The organism is Tepidiforma bonchosmolovskayae (assembly GCF_008838325.1).
In the GTDB taxonomy this organism is placed as follows: domain Bacteria; phylum Chloroflexota; class Dehalococcoidia; order Tepidiformales; family Tepidiformaceae; genus Tepidiforma; species Tepidiforma bonchosmolovskayae.
Genome location: NZ_CP042829.1, coordinates 22,121 through 40,333, shown reverse-complemented (window position 1 = coordinate 40,333; position 18,213 = coordinate 22,121). Strand labels below are relative to the sequence as shown.

The following is an 18,213-nucleotide window of genomic DNA, read 5'->3' as shown; positions in this document are numbered from 1 at the left end:
TGATGGTGTCGGCAGGGGCGAAGGTCATGCCGGGACGGCCATGGCAGCCTGCTCGTTCACCAGGCTGGCGATATCGACGATGAGGCCGAGCGTTCCGTCGCCGAGGATCGTGGCGCCGGTCAGTCCTCTTCTGGCGCCGAGCATGTCGCCCAGCGACTTCACGACGACGTCCTGCTCGCCGAGCAGCCGGTCGACAATGAACGCCGCCTGGCGGTCGCCGTGGCGGGCGGCGACGACGAAGTAGCCGTCGGTCGGGAGCACCCGCGGCCGGTGGTCGCCCAGCGCGGCGGCCAGGTCGATCATCGGGAGGAGGCGCTGGCGCAGGCGGAGCATCTTCCGCCCCCCAACGGTGTGGACGTCGGCGCCACGGTCGGCGAGCGCCTCGGTGACGGAGACCAGCGGAATCGCGTACACGGTCCCGTTGGCCGACACCATCAGCGCCTTGGTCGTCGCCAGCGTCAGGGGCAGCTGGATGATGACCTCGGTGCCCTTGCCGGGCGTGCTGCTGACCGTAATCTGGCCGTTCAGGCGCTCGATATTCGTGCGGACGATGTCCATGCCCACGCCCCGGCCCGAAACGTCCGTAATCTGCTGCGCGGTCGAGAGCCCCGGCATGAAAATCCACTGCACAACCTGGTCTTCGGGTGCAGCTTCGGCGGCCTCCCGCGTCATGAGTCCCTTCTCGACCGCCTTCCGCCGCAGCGCGGCGGTGTCGATGCCGCGCCCGTCGTCGCGGACGGAGAGGTAGATGTAGGTCTCCTGGTTCCAGGCCGTCACCGAGATGGTCCCTGTTTCCGGCTTGCCGGCGGCGCGCCGCTCCTCCGGCGACTCGATGCCGTGGTCGACCGCGTTGCGGAGGATGTGCACCAGCGGGTCCGATATCTCTTCGATCACCGAGCGGTCGAGTTCGGTTTCCTCCCCGGCGGTAATCAGCTCGACCTTCTTCCCGCACTTGACGGCGACGTCCCGCACGAGCCGGGGGAGCCGCGACAGCACTGACCGCACCGGGAGCATCCGGCTCCGCATAATCTGGTCCTGCAGCTCGTCGGTAACGCGGGCCAGGTGGGCGGTGGTTTCCTCGAAGTTGTCCAGGAGCTCGCTGAGATTCGAATCGCGGAGGACGCTGTTGAGCTGCTCCCGCACCTGCTGGAGCCGGGTGCGATCGATGACCAGCTCGCCGACGAGGTTCATCAGACCGTCCAGTCGCTCGACATCAATCCGCACCGATTGCGAAGCCTTGCGCCCGGCCGCCGGCCGCGGTCCGTCGAGGACGGCGTCGTCACGCTGCGTGGCCGCGGCGTCGCTCCGCTGCTCGAACGCCGGCCGCGGCGCGTCGCGGAACCCTTCGATGCTCCCCGTGGCCTCGGCAGCCGGCACCTGCCGGCAGCGCACGTCGGCGACGTCGCTGACCGCTTTGAGGGCGGACGTAATCTGCTCCTCGGTGTGGTGCGTGACGAGGAGCGCGGCCATCCGGTACTCTCCGCCGCCGGATTCGATGACCTCCCGGTCGGGCCAGCACACGGCAGCCTTGCTGATGCTCTCCATCTCCTGCAGCACCTGGTAGCAGCGGATGGACGGAAGCTGGCAGTCGTCGGCGATGGTGACGTCGACGAAGTAGGTGCCGTGGCCCTGCTCGATGTCCTCCCGGTAGGGGTCGAGCGCGCCGGCCGGGACCTGGTAGACAGGCGCGGCCGATGCCTCCGGCGGCGGGGCGGCCGGCGCCTCGCCATCGAGGACGGCCATCAGGTCGGCTTCAAGTCGCTCGGTTTCGACGCCGGAGTCGACGCGGGTGACGACCTCGTTGGCCAGCACGCGGAGCGCGTCGAGCCCGGCGAGCAGCGCGTCGACCACATCTGAGGTTGGGGCGCGTCGGCCCTGCCGGACCGCGTCGAGGACCGTTTCCATCGCGTGGGTCAGTGAAGCCATCTTCTTGTGGCCGATGGTGGCGCTCGACCCCTTGAGCGTGTGGGCGGCGCGGAAGATGCGCTGCACGAGCGCAGGGTCGGGTTCTCCCTCGAGCTGGACGAGGGACTGGTCGAGCAGCTCGATCTGCTCTTCTGCCTCCTCGAGGAAGAGCTTCAGGTCGTCGTCATCCAGGTCGAACTGGAGGGGTCTACCTTTCGTGCTGGCCATGCGGCAGCGCTCCTTGCAGTCGAAGGTTCACGGGAATACGGGCGGCCGGCGCCGGGCTGTCAGGCAGCGCGAGAGACGTCCGCGTACTCTTCCACTGCGGCCGGGAGCACGCCCTCAAGGTCGATGAGGGAGACCAGGCGGTCCTCCAGCTTGGCGATGCCGCGCAGGTAGACGTTGTCGACGCCGGCGACGATGGCGCTCGGGGGTTCCATCTGCTCGCCGGGGATCCGCATCACCTCGCTCACCGCATCGACGATGAGGCCGACCATCCCGTTGGCGCTGTTTACCACCACAATGCGGGTTTCGGGGGTGTACTCGCCGGACGGGACGCCGCACCGTTTCCGGAGGTCGACCACCGGGACGACGCGGCCGCGCAGATTGGTGATGCCTTCGACCCAGTAATCGGCGCCGGGAATCGCCGTAATCGTCTGCATACGGACAATTTCCTGGACCGCCTGGATGTCGAGGGCGTAGTACTCATCGGCGAGCTTGAAGATCACGACGTGCTCTTCGCTGGCGGGCAGCCCCGCCGTATCGGCCGCATGTTCAGGCCTGGCCATGGCAAAACCTCCTCGGGGTCCCGGCTCGCTGCCGGGGCGCTACAGAAAGCTACGAACGCCGGGCGCATCCCGGGCATCCGAACCTTCCCCCAATGCGACTCCGGATCTCCCCTAACCCGTCCCGCGGCCGTGGGGGATTCTTCACCTGCGGGGTAGGGAATCCGCGGATTTCGTGCCGATAGTCGATACAGGGACACTGCTGGAGGAGGCAGGCCGCCGATGGCATCCGATAACGCCGTCCTCACGCAGCGCGAAATCGATGCGCTCCTCAGCGCCGATGTGAGTCAGCTCGACGCGGACACCATCGTCGCCATTCCTCCGCCTGCCCGGAAGGACTCGGGCGGGCGCCGCGTCAAGCCCTACGATTTCCGCCACCCCGAGAAGCTCTCCAAGGAACAGCTGCGCGGGCTGCAGATCATTCAGCAGGGCGTCGCCAGCTCGATGGCCGCCAACTTCTCGGCCAGGCTTCGCGCACCCGTTGAATCGCGGCTCAGCGCGCTCGAACGCGGAATCTACGAGGAGTACGTCAGCCAGCTCGGGACCCAGTCCGTCGTCATCATCATCGATATGTCGCCGCTCCAGGGGTATGCGGTCACTGCGTTCGGTCTCGATGTGGCCTTCGGCATCATCGACCGCCTCCTCGGCGGCAAAGGGAAGGGCGCACCGCGGGTCCTGAACCGCGACCTCACGGACATTGAGATCGCGCTCATCCGCCATATCGGCATGGACGTGGCCCGCTCGCTGATCGAGCCCTGGGCCCGCATCGTGGAGCTGACGCCCGACGTCTCCGAGCTCGCCCTCGGGCCGCAGGTCATGCATGCCATCCCGCCCTCGGAATTCGTTATCACCGCCTGGTATGAGATCCGGCTGGCAGAACAAACCGGAGGCATCTCCCTCTGCTTCCCGCTCACCATCCTCGAGCAGATCCTGCCGAAGCTGACCGGACAGAGCCTGTTCGACAACCGGCCATCCCGGCGCGCGAAGGAAGAGGAGCGAGTCCGCGAGGAGCAGGTCCTCCCGATGAACGTCCTTGTCCGGGCCATCCTTGGGACGGCGCGCGTGCCTGCCGTCGACCTCGCTCGGCTGGAACCGGGCGACATTCTCGTGCTCGACCGGGAGGTCGACGAGCCGCTGCGCGTCATGGTCGGCAACTGCGAACGCTTCGCCGGGGTCCCCGGCACCCACGGGCGAAAACTTGCGCTACAGGTGACGGGCCTCGTTGACGATGATGGTTGGGTGAGACCCTTTAGGGATGATGCACATGGCTAGCACGATTCCCATCCGTGCGGTGCTCATGTCCTCGGAGATCATGAACGGCGGGTCGGGGTTCCACCGGCTCGTTTTCAAGGTCGATGGCGGCCGGGCCGGGATGTCGACTGTGACCGTGCTGATCTCCCAGGACGCCCACCGCAAGCTGGTCCAGCAGATGGCGCGCGCCCGGTTCGCCCCGGTGGAGAAGGCCACGCTCCTCAAGACCTGGGCCCGCTGGGAGCTGGCCATGCGCCTCGAAGAGTACGGCATCCTGCCGGCAACTGTGACCATCACGTCCCGCGACATCGACGACTTCGGCGCCTACGCCTGCGACCTCGGCCGCACCCTGCAGGTCGGTTGAGCGCTGCTGCCGCCCATTCGTTTTGAGCCAGGAGGACCCCATGCACGCCCGCATCACCGTTGCCGAAGCCGCGCAGGCCGCCGCCGAAGCCGGCGACAAAGCGCGCATCGAACTCGTCGCCCCCTTCGTCGAGGCAGCAGCCCGTGTCATCCAGCAGGAGTGCGGCGAAAAGGTCACCCGTGGACAGCTCCACCGGGTGCGCTCCCCTCAGACCACCAACGACGTCTCGGTGCTCATCGCAATTACGGGCGGGGTGGCCGGTCTCGTGATTTACTCGATGACCGAAGCGACGGCGATGCAGTTCGCTTCGCGGATGATCGGCGAGCCGATTCAGCAGTTCGACGCCCTCCCGCAGAGCGCAATTGCCGAGCTGGCGAACATGATCACCGGCCAGGCGAGCATCGCCCTCGAGCGCAACGGATTCCCAAGCGACATGTCGCCGCCGGTGCTGCTGCTCGGCAAGGGGAGCAGCATCGCCACCCTGAACCTGACGCGGCTGGTCGTTCCGCTCGTCGTTTCGTTCGGCGAGTTCACCATCGACATCGCCATTAAGGAAGTCTGAGCCCGGCTGGAGCGTTGGATGCCCGGGCGGTAGCATCGCCCTGTGACCAGCGAACGCCCGCGCCGCCGACGCCGGATTGATCTCCCTGCCGCCTCGCTGCCCCGCCCCACCGCAGGCGCTGCCGTGCCCCGGTCCGCGCCGGGTCGCCCAGCGCCCACGGCCCGGCCGCTGCACCACGTCAATCGCGACTACAGCTACGTGCGGCGGGACCTGCTCGGTATCCTCGTTGTCGGTCTCATCAGCTTCGGCTTCATCGGCGTGATGAGCTTCGTCGTCCGGTAACGGACCACCATTCAGCGCAGGTTCATGTAGGCCAGGTAGGCGCCAATCCCCGCAGGGAGCGCCCCGTACAGCCATACCTGGGGAACCAGCGCCGCCATCACGGCCCACGCCACGAGAATCCCGCCGATTGCGAACGCAACGACGGCCGGCCCCCGCTTCCTTCCGGTTGCAACCTCGAGCACCCGCGTAAAGGCATATCCCAGCCCGGCGCCGACGAAGATGGCAAAGAACCCAAACGTAAACGGCAGCAGGATGAGGCCCCAGGCGAGCCCCATCACGACTCCGCCGATGAGGGAGGCTGCCGCCGCACGGGCCATGCCCCCGGCCGTGAGGGTATAGATCGGGTTCCGCGCAATCCGGGCGCAATCCCGGCAGCGTGCGCCGACCGGCGTCTGGACGAGGCAGCGCGGGCAGATGGGCGTCCCGCAGCGGCTGCAGCGAAGAGCGGTTTCGACCGCCGGGTCGCGCGGGCACGTCACAACGGTGCCCGGCGGCGGCGCGTCTGCCACCGCGGTTCCCGCGCTGCTGCCGCGGCGGCCGGCGTCATACTCGGCGCGCCGCCGGGGGTCGCCGAGGACGGCCCAGGCTGCATCGAGTTCGCGGCGCCGCTCCCGGACGGCTGGGTCGGGGTCGGCGCCGTATCGCGCCGAGAGGCTCCGATAGGCCGCCTCGATGACCTCATGGCTGGCGTTCGGCGAAACCTCGAGCACCTCGTAGAGGTCGCGCTCGGGCGGAGAGTCCTGTGCCGGCATTCAATGATCGTAGCTGCTGGAACGTAAAGGGGAACGGAACCGAGGGCTACCCGCGCAGGCGGCGGGCAACCTCTGCGGGCGCGGCTGCGAGCGGCTGCGGCTCCTGCTCGCCCTCGCCCGCGAGCGGCTTCAGCAGCACGATGCCTTTCGCAAGCTCGTCTTCACCGAGGATGAGGGCAATCCGGGCGCCGGCCGCGTTCGCCGACCGCAATTGCGCTTTGAACGACCGTTCGCCCTCGCCGACCACCGTCGCTACCCCAAGGTCGCGCAGCGCCGTCGCCAGCTGAATTGCCGCGGTCGCGGTGCCCTCGCCCCTGTGCACGATGAACGCCTCCGCTGCCGGGGAGGGCTCGAACGTGACCCCATTCTTCTGCATCTCGAGGATGATGCGCTCGATGCCTGTCCCAAAGCCGATGCCCGGCGTGGGCGGGCCGCCGAGCAATTCGACGAGCCCATCGTATCGGCCGCCGCCGCCGATAGTCCCCTGTGCCCGCTCGTCGTCGTCGGGCACCACCTCGAAGACGGTGCGGTTGTAGTAGTCGAGGCCGCGGACCAGCAGCGGGTCGACCACGAACTTCACGTTTGCCGCCCTCAGCGCTGCCATCACCGCCTCGTGGTGCTCCCGGGCCGGCGGGCTGAGCCGGTCAACCAGCTTCGGCGCGCCCTCTTTGAACGGGAGGTCGCGCTCGTCCTTGCTGTCGAGCAGGCGTAGCGGATTGCGCTCGAACCGGCGCTGGCTGTCTTCGGAGAGCTTCGACAGGTGCGGGCGATAGTACTCCTTAAGTTCGCGGATATAGGCCCGCCGCGGCTCGAGGTCATCGAGCGAGCCGAGTCGCACGGTGATGTTCCGGATGCCGAGCATGCCGTACAGCCGCCACAGCATGGTGATGACCTCGGCATCGACGAGGGGGTCGGCCGAACCCAAGACTTCGCTGTCGAACTGGGTGTGCTGGCGGTAGCGGCCCTTCTGGGGCCGGTCGTACCGGAACATCGGGTGGGTTGTGTAGAGGCGCACCGGCTGCGGCCAGCTCGCCATCCCGTGCTCCAGGTAGGCGCGGACGATGGCCGGAGTTCCCTCCGGCGTCAGCGCCAGTCGGTCGCCGCCACGGTCTTCGAAGACGTACATCTCCTTCTCGACGATATCGGTCGAGTCGCCGCTGCCTTTCTCGAACACGCCCGCATCTTCGAATACGGGAGTGTCGATGCGCTGGAAGCCGAAAAGCCGGGTGACTTCGCGGACCGCATCGAGCACGGCCTGCCAGTACGGCTGCATCGCAGGAAGCACGTCCTGCGTGCCGCGGGGAGCCTGGAATCGGGTCATCGGATGTCCTGACGTGGGGGGCTGAATGCATGCTAGGATAAGAAGAAGGTTTCCCCCGGCAAAGAGGCCGCTGCCAATGTCCGTCAGCCAAGGAGAGCCCGCTGTAGCCAGCGTCACCATTGACGCCCTGCTGGAGCGCGCAGGCAAGTACCTCCCGGCGGAGCGCCTCGACATCATCCGCGACGCGTTCGAATTTGCGGCCCGCCATCACGAAGGGCAGTTCCGGAAGACCGGCGACCCCTACATCACGCACCCGGTCGCGGTCGCCGAACTTGTCGCCAACCTCGAACTCGACCACCTCGCCATCGCTGCTGCCCTCCTGCACGATGTCCAGGAGGACTGCGGCGTTCGGAACGAAGAGATCGCGGAACGGTTTGGGCCGCGCGTCGCGAAGCTCGTCGATGCGTTGACGAAGCTCGACAAGCTCCCGATGAACGTCGCGGAACTGGACCCGATGCGGGGAACAACGCAGGCCCAGAACCTGCGCAAGATGTTCCTCGCTATGGCCGAGGACCTGAGCGTCGTCCTCATCAAGCTGTGCGACCGACTGCACAACATGCGGACGCTCTGGGCGTTCCCGCCCGAAAAGCAGCGGCGCATCGCCCTCGAAACGCAGGAGATCTTCGCGCCGCTCGCGAGCCGGCTCGGCGTCTGGCAGATCAAGTGGGAGCTCGAAGACCTCGCCTTCCGCTACCTGGAGCCCGAGAAGTACCGGGAGATTGCGGAGCTGCTCGCTTCGAAGCGCGTCACGCGCGAGCGGGTCATCGCGGAGGCCTCAGCCATTCTCAAGGAGCACCTTGAAGCGGCCGGCATTACGGCGGAGGTCACCGGGCGGGCGAAGCATATCTACAGCATTTACCAGAAGATGCGCCGCTACTCGGCCCAGTCGAAGAGCTTCGACCAAATCTACGACCTCCTGGCCATGCGGGTCTTCGTCGATACGGTCTCTGAGTGCTATCACGCCCTGGGTGTGATCCATGCCCTCTGGCGGCCCATCCCCGGGCAGTTCGACGACTACATCGGGAACCCGAAGGACTCGATGTACCAGTCGCTCCACACCACCGTGGTTGGGCCGGGAGGCCGGCCGCTCGAAATCCAGATTCGGACCTGGGAGATGCACCGGGTTGCCGAGTACGGCGTCGCCGCCCACTGGCGGTACAAGGAGGGCGGCAGGCAGGCCGGCCGCGATGAGGAGCGTATCGCCTGGCTGCGCCAGCTCATCGAGTGGCAGCGCGACCTCGCCGGCGCCGACGAATTCGTGGAATCGGTCAAAACGGACATCTTCCACGACCAGGTGTTCGTCTACACGCCGAAGGGCGATGTGCTGGACCTCCCGGCCGGGGCAACCCCGCTGGACTTTGCCTATCGCATCCACACCGACCTCGGGCACCAGACCGTGGGCGCGAAGGTGAACGGCCGGATGGTGCCGCTCAACTCACCGCTGAAGACCGGCGATGTCGTCGAGATTCTGCGGAGCCGGACGAGCAAGGGGCCCTCCCGCGACTGGCTCAACCAGAACCTCGGCTACATCCGCACGGCTCACTCGCGGGAGAAGATCCGGCAATGGTTCCGCAAGCAGGAGCGGGCCGAAAATATCGAGCGCGGCCGCGAGATGCTCGAAAAAGAGCTCAAACGGCTTGGATGGGACGTCTCGGAGCGGCAGGAGCAGCTCCTTTCCCTCTTCAATTACACCAGCTGGGAAGACTTCCTCGCAGCCATCGGCTACGGGGGCATCAGCACCAACAGCATCGCCCGTAAGGTCGCAGCCGTCATCGAACGGGAAGAGGCGGAGGCCGAGGCCCCGCCCGAGCTCCCGCAGAAGCAGGAACCGGCAAAGCTGGGCGGCCCGGGGATGCGCGTCCTTGGGGTCGGGAACCTGCTCACCACCATGGCCCGCTGCTGCAACCCCGTCCCGGGCGACCAGATCATCGGCTATGTGACCCGCTCTCGAGGCGTCAGCGTCCACCGGGCCGACTGTCTCAACGTGTTGAATGAGGCTGAACGCGAGCGGATCGTCGAGGTCGAGTGGGGGACGGTCACCCGCACGTATCCGGTCTCGGTGCGGATTGAGGCCTGGGACCGGGTCGGTCTCCTCCGGGACATCACCACGGTCGTCACCGACGAGAAAGTCAACATGGTCGGTGTTCGAACTATCGAAAACGGCGACGGCTCGGTCACTATCACCACCACCCTCGAGACGACGGGCATTGAGCAGTTGTCGCGGCTCCTTTCGCGCATCGAAATTGTCCGCGGTGTTCGGTCCGTTGAGCGGGTGCAGGAACGGCGGCGCAAGCCGCTTCCCGACGGTCAGACCGTCCCCCTGCGGCGAACTGCGCCCTGATTCAGGCCACACGGCGGCTTCCGACGGCGTACCGCAGCTGGAGACGCCTTCCGGCGCTTTCAGGGCGACCTGATTGAGTCGCTCGGCCGGGCCGGCGTGACCCCACACTGGGGCGACGGTCGGTCCACGCTTCAGCGACCATTGCCGCTGCGATGAAGAGCGCGCCGCCGACCAGGGCGAGGTCGACGAGGACGGTGAGGAGCGGATTGACCATGATGCGCACATCCGTTCGAAAGCTGGGGAGAGCCTATGCGAACGGATGTGCGACTGTCAACACAAATGTTCGAAAAACGTCGACGGCTGTCGCCGGCCGGCCCGGGCGAGGCAGGGTCCAGCCCCGGACGCGGGCCGTCCGGGGGAGTATGCCCGGTGCAGGCCGGGCCGACTCCGTCCAGGTGCGGCCGGTGACACGAGCCTGGCCCATCCCCCCTCAGTCCAGCCTGGCGCGGTACTGGATGCTTTCGGCCATGTGGGCGGCGGCAATTGTCGGGGAGCCGGCAAGGTCGGCAATCGTCCTCGCAACTTTCAAAACCCGGTGGAACGCCCGCGCAGAGAGGTTCAGCCGCTCCACCGCTCGCTTGACCAGCTCGGCCGCCGCCGGCTCCATCTGCAGCTGCGCGAAATCCCGCACCTGGGCCGGGGTCATCTCACCGTTGGTCGACGTACGGGTCCCGGCGAAACGCCGCGCCTGGATTTCGCGGGCTGCCGTCACCCGTTCGCGGACGGCGGCGGACGGTTCGCCACGCATTGCGCTGCTCAGCCGGTCGAACGGCACCCGCGGGACATCGACGAACAGGTCGATCCGGTCCATCAACGGGCCGCTTAGCCGGCGCTGGTACCGCCCGACTACCGTCGGCGGGCACGTACACGCGCGCTCGGGGTCGCCAAGGTACCCGCATGGGCACGGGTTGAGCGCTGCACAAAGCATGAAACTTGCGGGAAAGGTCACCGCCTGTTTCGCCCGGCTGATGGTGACCATCTTGTCCTCAAGCGGCTGCCGGAGCATCTCGAGGACGTGCGGGTCGAACTCGAGCAGCTCATCGAGGAAGAGCACGCCGCGGTGGGCGAGCGTGATTTCGCCGGGCCGGGGGACCGACCCTCCGCCGATGAGCCCGGCGTTCGAGATGGTGTGGTGCGGTGCCCGGAACGGCCGGGCCGTCACGAGCCCCGTTCCCGGGCTCAGGAGCCCGGCGACGCTGTAAATGCGGGTGACCTCCATCGCCTCGCTGGTGGTGAGCGGCGGCAGAATGCCGGGAACAGCCCGGGCGAGCAGCGTCTTCCCGCTGCCGGGCGGTCCCTTCATGACGACGTTGTGTCCGCCGGCAGCGGCCACTTCAAGCGCGCGCTTCACGTGCTCCTGCCCGACGATGTCGGCGAAATCGGTGGCGACCCAGGCCGGGTCGTGGCCGCCGCCCGGGGGCGGGGCCGTGCAGGCCGCGAGGCGGGACGCGCCGTTGAGATGGGCGACGACGCTCGCGAGCGATTCAACCGGGTAGACCGTGAGGTCGTCGACGAGCGCGGCTTCGGCGGCATTGGCGGCCGGCACGAACGCCCTGCGCACCCCGTGCGCCGCCGCAGTCATGGCCATCGGCAGCACCCCGCGCACCGGCCGGACGTCGCCCGTCAGCGCGAGCTCGCCGATGAAGACCGCATCGGCGATGGACGCCTCAACCTGCCCGGAGGCGACGAGGATGCCGATGGCGATTGGGAGGTCGTATGCAGGGCCCTCCTTGCGGAGGTCGGCTGGGGCAAGGTTGACGGTAACCCGGTTGTTTGCCGGCCACGCGAGTCCGCTGTTGCGAATTGCGGCGCGGACCCGTTCGCGCGACTCCTGGACCGCGGTGTCCGGCAGCCCGACGACGGTCACTGCCGGGAGCTGGGCGCGCGTAATGTCAATCTCGACCTGGACGAGCTCGCCTTCGAGCCCGACGACCGCACAGCTCAGGACGCGGGCGAGCATCGGCGGATTGTAGCCATCCCGTTCATCGTGCGGTCAACCCCCGCGGAGCCGGTCATAGGCAGCAAGGACGCGCCCGAGCCTGGCGATGCCCTCCTCTATGGCTTCTTCAGCAATGCTTGAGTAGCCAACCACGAACGCCGCTGCGGGTGGCCTCTCGCCTGCGTAGTATGCGGCAGCCGAATGAATCCCCACACCCACGGCGCGGGCACCTTCGACGATCGCGCGACCATCGGTGACGCCATCGAGGGTGAGCATGATGTGGATACCGCTCTCGGCGCCGGAAACGGTGGCCCGGCTGCCGAGGTGCCGGTGGATTGCGTCGAGCAGCCGTTCGAGTCGCCGAGCGTAGACGCGCCGCATTCGCCGCAGGTGGCGTTCAAAGTGCCCCTCGTCGATAAACGCTGCCAGAACTGCCTGGTAGAGCAGAGCAACGTGGCGGTCCGTGAGCCACTTTGCACGCGAAATAGCGCTGCGAAGCTGTGGCGGCGGCACGATATATCCGAGGCGCAGCGAGGGAAGCAGCACCTTGGACATAGTCCCCGAGTAAACCACTCGGCCCGACTCATCGAGTCCCTGGAGCGCAGCCAGTGGCCGCCCTGCGTAGCGGAACTCACTGTCGTAGTCGTCCTCGATGATGGTCGCCCCCGACTCCCACGCCCAGGCGAGAAGCTCCATCCGCCGGGTTGCGGAGAGAACTGAGCCTGTCGGGAACTGGTGCGACGGCGTGACGTAAACGACCCGTGTGCCCCTCGGCAGTTCGCTGACGACGATGCCCTCGCCGTCGACGCGAACCGGTACGACCCGGGCGCCGGCTGCCTGAAAGGCAGCGCGTGCGCCGTTGTAGCCAGGTTCCTCCATCGCGACGACGTCGCCGGGGTCGAGCAGCGTGCGGGCCGCCAGGTCGAGCGCCTGTTGCGAACCGTTCACGATAACGACACCGTCCTCGCCGCATCGCACCCCGCGGCTCCGCTGAAGGTAGCGCGCAAGTGCCGTGCGGAGGTCCGGGAGCCCCTCCGGCGGTCCGTAGCCGAGGAGTTCCGGGGGCGGGTAATCGAGGATGCGCCGGGTCAGCGCCCGCCATTCGGCCATTGGGAACTCGTCGAACGATGGCGTGCCGTAGCGAAAATCGAAGGGCAGCCGCGGCGCTCCCCATGACAGCGACACATCGATGCCTTCGAGGCGCCGCGCGAACTCGGACAGCTTCGGCCCGGGCTGCGCGGTAGCCGGCGCCGCGCCTTCCCGCTCCTTCGGTCGGAACGACTGGTCGGGCAGCTCGGGAGCTACATAAGTGCCTGAGCCGCGTCGTGCAATGAGATACCCCTCGATTGTGAGCTGTTCGTAGGCCTCGAGAACCGTGTTGCGGGCAAGGCCGATAGTCTGGGCGAGCGTACGGGTCGCCGGGAGTCGCTCTCCCGGTCGAAACCTGCCCTCGAGGATCGCTCTCCGTAGACCCTCGGCAAGACGTACATATACGGGCTGGCCCGGCAGGTCCGGCAGGTGGACGACCACATCCATGGCCCCTCCTCGCGGGGCGGAAGTGGCCCTTCCGGACGCCTTCGCCCCGGGAATATTCTGGGGCCATGCGGGACCGTTGTACATCACCTCTGCCTGTCATTGTCCGAGGCGCACCGGGTGCCGCGGCTGCCCGGCCCTGGCTGACCGAACTGACGCTGACCCAACGCGGATTCGTTAGGCAAAGGCAGCGCACGTGATCCGGGAGATAGCAGATTTGGGGCACCAGGGGCTCACGCTTGGGGGCTCGCTGCGAATGGGGATCGGGGCCAGCCGGATGTCCCCGTGGCGGGTGTCGCCCGCCACGGTTGTGCATTCGACGACCAGAACGACGTGAGCATTGCTGTTCACCCGCCGCGAAGGGAAGCTGCCCGAGCCATCATGCCCGACTGGAGAAGACCACATGTCTGAACTGCGCCGTTCCGAATTCGCCGTAACAGATGCGACTACGATTCGTGAGCTACTCGATAGTGTCCGATTCGGCTCGCTGGCCTACCTGCGAGTCGATGGAACGCCAGGCGTGTCCGTCCTGAACTTCGTACGGATCGAAGACCTGATCTACTTCCACGGCTCGCCTCACGGCGAGCGGGCTGCGAGCCTTCGTGTCAACCCCTCAGTTGCATTTCTTGCTGCCGACCCACTCGCGCTCATCCCTTCGCATTTTCTCCATCCGGAACTTGCCTGCCCGGCCACGCAGTTCTTTCGCTCTGTCGTCATCCGGGGAGAAGTCCGAATTGTTCGGGACCGTGCGGAGAAGGCGATCGCGCTTGCCGCATTCATGCAGAAGCTCCAGCCCGAAGGCGGATACGCGCCGGTTCGAGATGACGACCTCTATCGCAAGAGCCTCGAGGCCACGGAGGTGTTCGCATTGCCGGTCGGGGTCGCCACGGCCAAGTTCAAGCTTGGCCAGAACCTGCCGGCGCACAAGCGCCGGGAGGTGGCAGACCGCATCGCCGAGCGCGGCAGCTCGGTGGACCTGGCCACGGTAAAAGCAATGCGGGAGCTGGGGTTGCTCGGCGATTGAAGGTCACGGAGGCCCGATGCGCTCCTCGATCCACGGCACGATGAGGTCGAGAAGCCGCTCCCGCGGATCAGGCAGCCGGCGGCCTTCCTCCCCGACCGGGTTCAGGTAGTGGTCAGCCCATTCGAGCGTCACGAGCGACTTGTCGGCCGCCCCCGACTTCTCGAGGATTTCCTGCTGCTCCGCCGGGAAGATGTCGCAGTCGCCGTCCGCGAACACAATGAGAGTCGGGACCTTCACGTGGGCGATAGTCTCGGGCAGGTCGGCCTGCGAGCTGGTGCCGCTCCAGGTGCTGAGCCAGCCCCGGGGCGTCATCACGCGCGCAAGCCCGCCGTACCCGTAGTTGCCGATGATCGGGTCGCCGGGCGAGAAGATGCTCCCGAGGGGCCGCCGGCTGGGGTCGATGGATGGGTCGAGGTATGCAGGGTTCGCCAGCGTCCGGTAGATCACCATGTAGCGGCCGAGGCGGGCACGCCGCGCAACCAGGCTGCGCGTGGCCGCGGGAAGTGCCGCGTAGCGGTCGGAGCGGAGTTCACCGCGGAAGTAGGCATGCTCGGCAAGGTACTCGCGTGCGATTGCGTCGAGCCGAAGGCTGCGCTCGCGCTGCCGCTGCCGGTACTCCGCCAGCCAGGCCGGGTCGTAGCTGCTCGCGTCGGGAAAGGGCCGGTAGCCGTTGTCGGGGTTGTACATGTCCCAGCGGGGGTCGTAGCTCGCTGGGTCGGATTCGTTGGTGACGCTGGGGTCCAGCACGTTGAGCATGAACCGGCCTTCGCCGAGGTGCGCGGCGACCGCGATGTACAGGTCGCCGGGCGGCATCTGCTCCGAGGCGAGGTCGATCGGCTCACCGGAAGGAGTCGAAGCCAGCCGTTCGCCGGGCAGGCGTGATGCCTGTGACTGGTAGAAGGCGAGGAGCGAGCCGCCCCCGGAGTTCCCGAGCAGCACGACCCGCTCAAAGCCCTGTCCGCGCAGCCAGCGCATCCCCGCCGCGATGTCGAGCAGGATTCGCTCGTGAACCATGTCGGTGTCGTTGTTCAGGTAGCGGCTGTTCTGGCCGAAGACGGCGTACCCCCGTGCGGTAAGCCCCGGGACCACGTAGTGCCGGGTGAACTCGCCGCGCGGGTGCATCAGGTAGACAACAGTGCGCGGTTCACGGTCGGGCGGGCGGTAGAGGATGCCGAAGGTTTGGGCGGTATCCGACGCTTCGAGGTAAACGACGTCGCGCCGGACCCGCGGGTCGAGCGAGGCGAAGGCGAAGGGAAGGCGGCGTCCGCGTTCTTAAAGGGGCTGGCTCATGCGCGGCATCCTACCGGAGCGGCACGCGGGGCAGCCACCCTCAGCGGGGAGCGCGGGCGTCGATGCGCTCGGCCACCAGCCGCCGCACCGCCTTCGCCGCCTCGGCGTCGCTGCCGAGTGTGTACACGATGGCAATCACCCGGCCCATTCGGTACGCGTCGGTGTAGACGAGGTTGCCCTGTGCGTCAGGTCGGGAAGTTACATAACTGCGTTCGCCGTCGGTGTCGTAGACCGGCGTGCCATCAGCCTGCGTGGTGCCCGGCCCGAAGAGGTCGGGAGGGGGATTGCGGAGCGCATCGGCGATGGCCGCGAACTGCGTCGAAGCAGCGTCGGCGCTCTGCAGCAGATTCAGCTCGACCCGCACGCTCGAAACGCTCGGCTTGCTGCCGGCGAAGATCGCGAGGTACGCGTCCTGCCCGGGCGTGAGCGAGGGCAGCTTCCCTTGGGTATCTACCCGGAAGCCAGCATCGGTAAGGTCGGGGACAAGCTCAGCAGCGGAGGTGACCGGCGGCGAAGGCGGATCCTCCTTGCCGCCGCCGCACGCAGCGACGAGCCCGAGACTCAGGAGGATGACAGCCGCGGCAGCGAGGCGAACTGCACGATGACGTCGGCTGCCTGCCCCGGCGAGATGCGGTCGGTGCTGATGCAGAGGTCGTAGGTGCTCGGAGTCAGCCATCCCGTGTCGTAGAAGCGGCGGAAATAGTCGAGCCGCTCGGTATCAGTCCTTTCGATAATTTTGAGCGCCTCCTTTTCGTCGACGCCCATGCCGGCCATGATGCGCCGTGCGCGGTATTTGGGCGAGCCCGTCACCAGGACCCTGACGGTATCCGGGCGGTCGCGAAGGATGACCTGCGCAGCGTGGCCGACGATCACGCAGTTGCCGCGATCGGCAAGGTCGCGGATGACGTCCTCCAGGAAGCGCCGGTAGTCGGCCGAGGTGTAGAGGGGGCTCGTCGAAAGCGGGACGGGGTCCGCCCACCCGGCAGCGGGCATCGCCGGGTTGCGGGCGAGCGCCTCGAGGATGCGCGTCAGGAGGGAGGGGCTGTGCTCCGCCTCAGAGACGGTCTCTGGCGAGACGCCGGCCTCAGCTGCCGCCTCCTGGATGACCTGGTAGTCAACGTACCGGAAGCCGAGACGGTTCGCGACCGCCTGGGCGACCGCTTCGCCGGCCGTCCCAACCTGCCGCGAGATGGAAATGACGCGCGTCGTCATAGAGCAAGTCCCCGCGAGGTGGTCGTGGCCGGCCATTGTAGCGCGGCAGTGTTGTTGCGCACGTGCCGAGGGGGCCGGCGTACGCCGACCCCCTCGGTCGCGGGAGATGCCCGTGCGGACGGGATGGCGCCCGTCTCAGGCGTCGAACGGCCCCGCCACGCTTTCGAAGCGGGCGAGGAGGTAGGAGTCGAAGCGGTTGCCGGCGAGCCCGCGCATAATCTCGAAGGCCTCGGAGCGGGGCAGCGCCCGCCGGTAGGGGCGGTCATTGGTCAGGGCGTCGAAGGTTTCGCACATGCCAATAATCTGGGCTTCGACCGGCACCTCGCTTCCCTCCAGCATGCCCGGGTAGCCCTTGCCATCGACCCGCTCATGGTGGCAGCCGACCCACCAGGCAGCGGCGCCGAGCCCGGGGATCTCGCCGAGGATGTCCCGGGCATAGATGGGGTGCATCTGGACCGCCGACATCTCATCGATGCTCAGGATGTCCGGCTTCCGCAGATACCGCGCCGGTACCCCGAGCGTCCCGATGTCGTGAAGCAGGGTGGCCACCTTCACAAGGTCGGCGCGACGCTCCGTCATGTCGCAGTGAAGCGCGACCCGCCGGGCCATGTCGGCAATTCGCCGCCCGGAACCTTCTTCCCGGCCGTTCCGAACGTCCACGACATCGCTGAGCACGCCGAGGAACTCGAACAGTTCGTCGCGGCCGAGCACGCCGCCGTAGTTGAGCGCCATCAGCCCGGCGCCGAGGTCGTTGTCGTACAGGCCGAGCCAGAAGTCGTCGCGGGCGGCCAGCTTCGCCATGTGGTGGGCCAGCTCCGGGTCGAGTTCTCGCCCGGCCATGTCACGGACGAGCGCGGGGCCGCTCCTGCGGAGCGCCAGCGGCGGCGCATCGCCGTCGAGCAGGGTCTCGAAGCGGTCGGCCAGGGCGACGATCCGGCTGACCAGCGGCGCCTCGTTGCCGGGCACGGCGCCAGGGCGGCCCGAACCGTCCCAGCAATCGTGGTGACCGAGCACGGCCGCGGCGACGGCCTCCGAGAAGCCCATCCGGCGCGCCACCCCGGCGCCTGCCTCGCAATGCCGGGCGATCGTCTCGATGACGTCGGACCAGACGCCGGCCGACGGCCGCACGAGGGCCTCTGCGCCGGGCCGGCCGATCCGGCTCCACAGAGCCGCGGGCGGCGCCGCCTGGACCCCGACCGGGTCGAGTACCGACATGCCGACGTCGTGGAGCAGGCAGCCGAAGTAAACCTCTTCGATGCGCGGCGGCTCGAGCCCAAGGTCGCTGGCAAGGTAAACGCCGATGTAGGCGACCCGCTGGGCATGCCCCGGCTTTCTCCCCTCGGCCAGGTCGAACGCACGGCTGAGCGCCCCGAGAATGGTTCCCCGGCTTAGCCGGGGTACGCCGGAAAGGCCGGTGTCTTCGTAGAGCGACGGATCGAGAAAGTCCGCCTTGACCGTCTGGATCTGCGCTTTGGAAGCCATGTTTCCCCGTGTCCCGCAGGTAGCAGGGCGTATTCGGAATATCGGCCCCGGAAAAGCGGCACTGCAGGGACGGGCCGGTGACGGCCGGGAGAAATAGGGAAGAGTCGTATGGACTATCAGGGGAGTCGCGCGGAGCCCGCAGCCGCCCGCGCGGCGGCTTCTGCACAACG

The 18,213-nt window shown here is 67.6% G+C and carries 16 protein-coding genes; 6 read left to right on the top strand and 10 right to left on the bottom strand.

The genetic code is table 11. The features are described from left to right. Positions 1–24 precede the first annotated feature (24 nt). Together Tbon_RS00220 and Tbon_RS00215 are read right to left on the bottom strand one after the other, a co-directional pair. Positions 25–2,133, bottom strand: a complete 2,109-nt coding sequence (locus Tbon_RS00220; RefSeq protein ID WP_158065749.1) for a chemotaxis protein CheA — start codon at positions 2,131–2,133, stop codon at positions 25–27. A gap of 59 nt (positions 2,134–2,192) precedes the next feature. Further along, positions 2,193–2,693 carry a chemotaxis protein CheW gene (locus Tbon_RS00215; protein WP_158065748.1) on the bottom strand — a complete coding sequence of 167 codons (501 nt, stop codon included), beginning with the start codon at positions 2,691–2,693 and terminating at the stop codon, positions 2,193–2,195. 219 nt (positions 2,694–2,912) lie between these two features. On the opposite strand from Tbon_RS00215, the gene Tbon_RS00210 reads away from it, so the two are divergent. The 4 genes from Tbon_RS00210 to Tbon_RS00195 are packed head-to-tail and all read left to right on the top strand — an operon-like array spanning position 2,913 to position 5,149. After that, the gene (locus Tbon_RS00210) at positions 2,913–3,962 is read left to right on the top strand and encodes a flagellar motor switch protein FliM (protein WP_158065747.1); all 1,050 of its coding nucleotides are present in this window, start codon (positions 2,913–2,915) and stop codon (positions 3,960–3,962) included. Further along, positions 3,955–4,305, top strand: coding sequence for a hypothetical protein (locus Tbon_RS00205; RefSeq protein ID WP_158065746.1), 351 nt, complete (start codon positions 3,955–3,957; stop codon positions 4,303–4,305). The genes Tbon_RS00210 and Tbon_RS00205 overlap by 8 nt, the downstream gene beginning before the upstream one ends. 40 nt (positions 4,306–4,345) lie before the next feature. Then, the gene (locus Tbon_RS00200) at positions 4,346–4,867 is read left to right on the top strand and encodes a chemotaxis protein CheX (protein ID WP_158065745.1); all 522 of its coding nucleotides are present in this window, start codon (positions 4,346–4,348) and stop codon (positions 4,865–4,867) included. A 42-nt stretch (positions 4,868–4,909) separates the two neighbouring features. Then, the gene (locus tag Tbon_RS00195) at positions 4,910–5,149 is read left to right on the top strand and encodes a hypothetical protein (protein WP_158065744.1); all 240 of its coding nucleotides are present in this window, start codon (positions 4,910–4,912) and stop codon (positions 5,147–5,149) included. 11 nt (positions 5,150–5,160) lie between these two features. Here Tbon_RS00195 and Tbon_RS00190 read toward each other — a convergent pair whose 3' ends face one another. Together Tbon_RS00190 and hisS are read right to left on the bottom strand one after the other, a co-directional pair. After that, positions 5,161–5,901, bottom strand: coding sequence for a J domain-containing protein (locus Tbon_RS00190; protein ID WP_158065743.1), 741 nt, complete (start codon positions 5,899–5,901; stop codon positions 5,161–5,163). A 46-nt stretch (positions 5,902–5,947) separates the two neighbouring features. Beyond that, on the bottom strand, positions 5,948–7,222 hold the full coding sequence (hisS, locus tag Tbon_RS00185) for a histidine--tRNA ligase (protein ID WP_192498021.1): 1,275 nt from the start codon (positions 7,220–7,222) through the stop codon (positions 5,948–5,950). A 76-nt stretch (positions 7,223–7,298) separates the two neighbouring features. Between hisS and Tbon_RS00180 the strand changes: the two genes are divergently transcribed. After that, a complete protein-coding gene (locus Tbon_RS00180) occupies positions 7,299–9,563 on the top strand; it encodes a RelA/SpoT family protein (protein WP_158065741.1) in 2,265 nt (754 codons plus the stop codon). A 430-nt stretch (positions 9,564–9,993) separates the two neighbouring features. Here the strand turns inward: Tbon_RS00180 and Tbon_RS00175 are convergent, their stop codons facing one another. Further along, entirely contained in the window at positions 9,994–11,523 is a 1,530-nt protein-coding gene (locus Tbon_RS00175) for a YifB family Mg chelatase-like AAA ATPase (protein WP_158065740.1), read from the bottom strand. Between the two features lie 33 nt (positions 11,524–11,556). Further along, positions 11,557–13,038 (bottom strand): MocR-like pyridoxine biosynthesis transcription factor PdxR, encoded by a 1,482-nt coding sequence (gene pdxR / locus Tbon_RS00170; protein ID WP_158065739.1) that lies wholly within the window; start codon positions 13,036–13,038, stop codon positions 11,557–11,559. 400 nt (positions 13,039–13,438) lie between these two features. Between pdxR and Tbon_RS00165 the strand changes: the two genes are divergently transcribed. Further along, the gene (locus tag Tbon_RS00165) at positions 13,439–14,059 is read left to right on the top strand and encodes a pyridoxamine 5'-phosphate oxidase family protein (RefSeq protein ID WP_158065738.1); all 621 of its coding nucleotides are present in this window, start codon (positions 13,439–13,441) and stop codon (positions 14,057–14,059) included. A 3-nt stretch (positions 14,060–14,062) separates the two neighbouring features. Here the strand turns inward: Tbon_RS00165 and Tbon_RS00160 are convergent, their stop codons facing one another. From Tbon_RS00160 to Tbon_RS00145, 4 genes are all read right to left on the bottom strand, one after another. Then, on the bottom strand, positions 14,063–15,181 hold the full coding sequence (locus tag Tbon_RS00160) for an alpha/beta fold hydrolase (RefSeq protein ID WP_158065737.1): 1,119 nt from the start codon (positions 15,179–15,181) through the stop codon (positions 14,063–14,065). 208 nt (positions 15,182–15,389) lie between these two features. Then, positions 15,390–15,713, bottom strand: coding sequence for a hypothetical protein (locus tag Tbon_RS00155; RefSeq protein WP_158065736.1), 324 nt, complete (start codon positions 15,711–15,713; stop codon positions 15,390–15,392). Positions 15,714–15,910: 197 nt separating this feature from the next. Next, positions 15,911–16,561 carry a cytidylate kinase-like family protein gene (locus tag Tbon_RS00150; protein WP_192498020.1) on the bottom strand — a complete coding sequence of 217 codons (651 nt, stop codon included), beginning with the start codon at positions 16,559–16,561 and terminating at the stop codon, positions 15,911–15,913. A 135-nt stretch (positions 16,562–16,696) separates the two neighbouring features. Beyond that, positions 16,697–18,043, bottom strand: coding sequence for an HD-GYP domain-containing protein (locus tag Tbon_RS00145; RefSeq protein ID WP_158065734.1), 1,347 nt, complete (start codon positions 18,041–18,043; stop codon positions 16,697–16,699). Between the last annotated feature and the right edge of the window lie 170 nt (positions 18,044–18,213).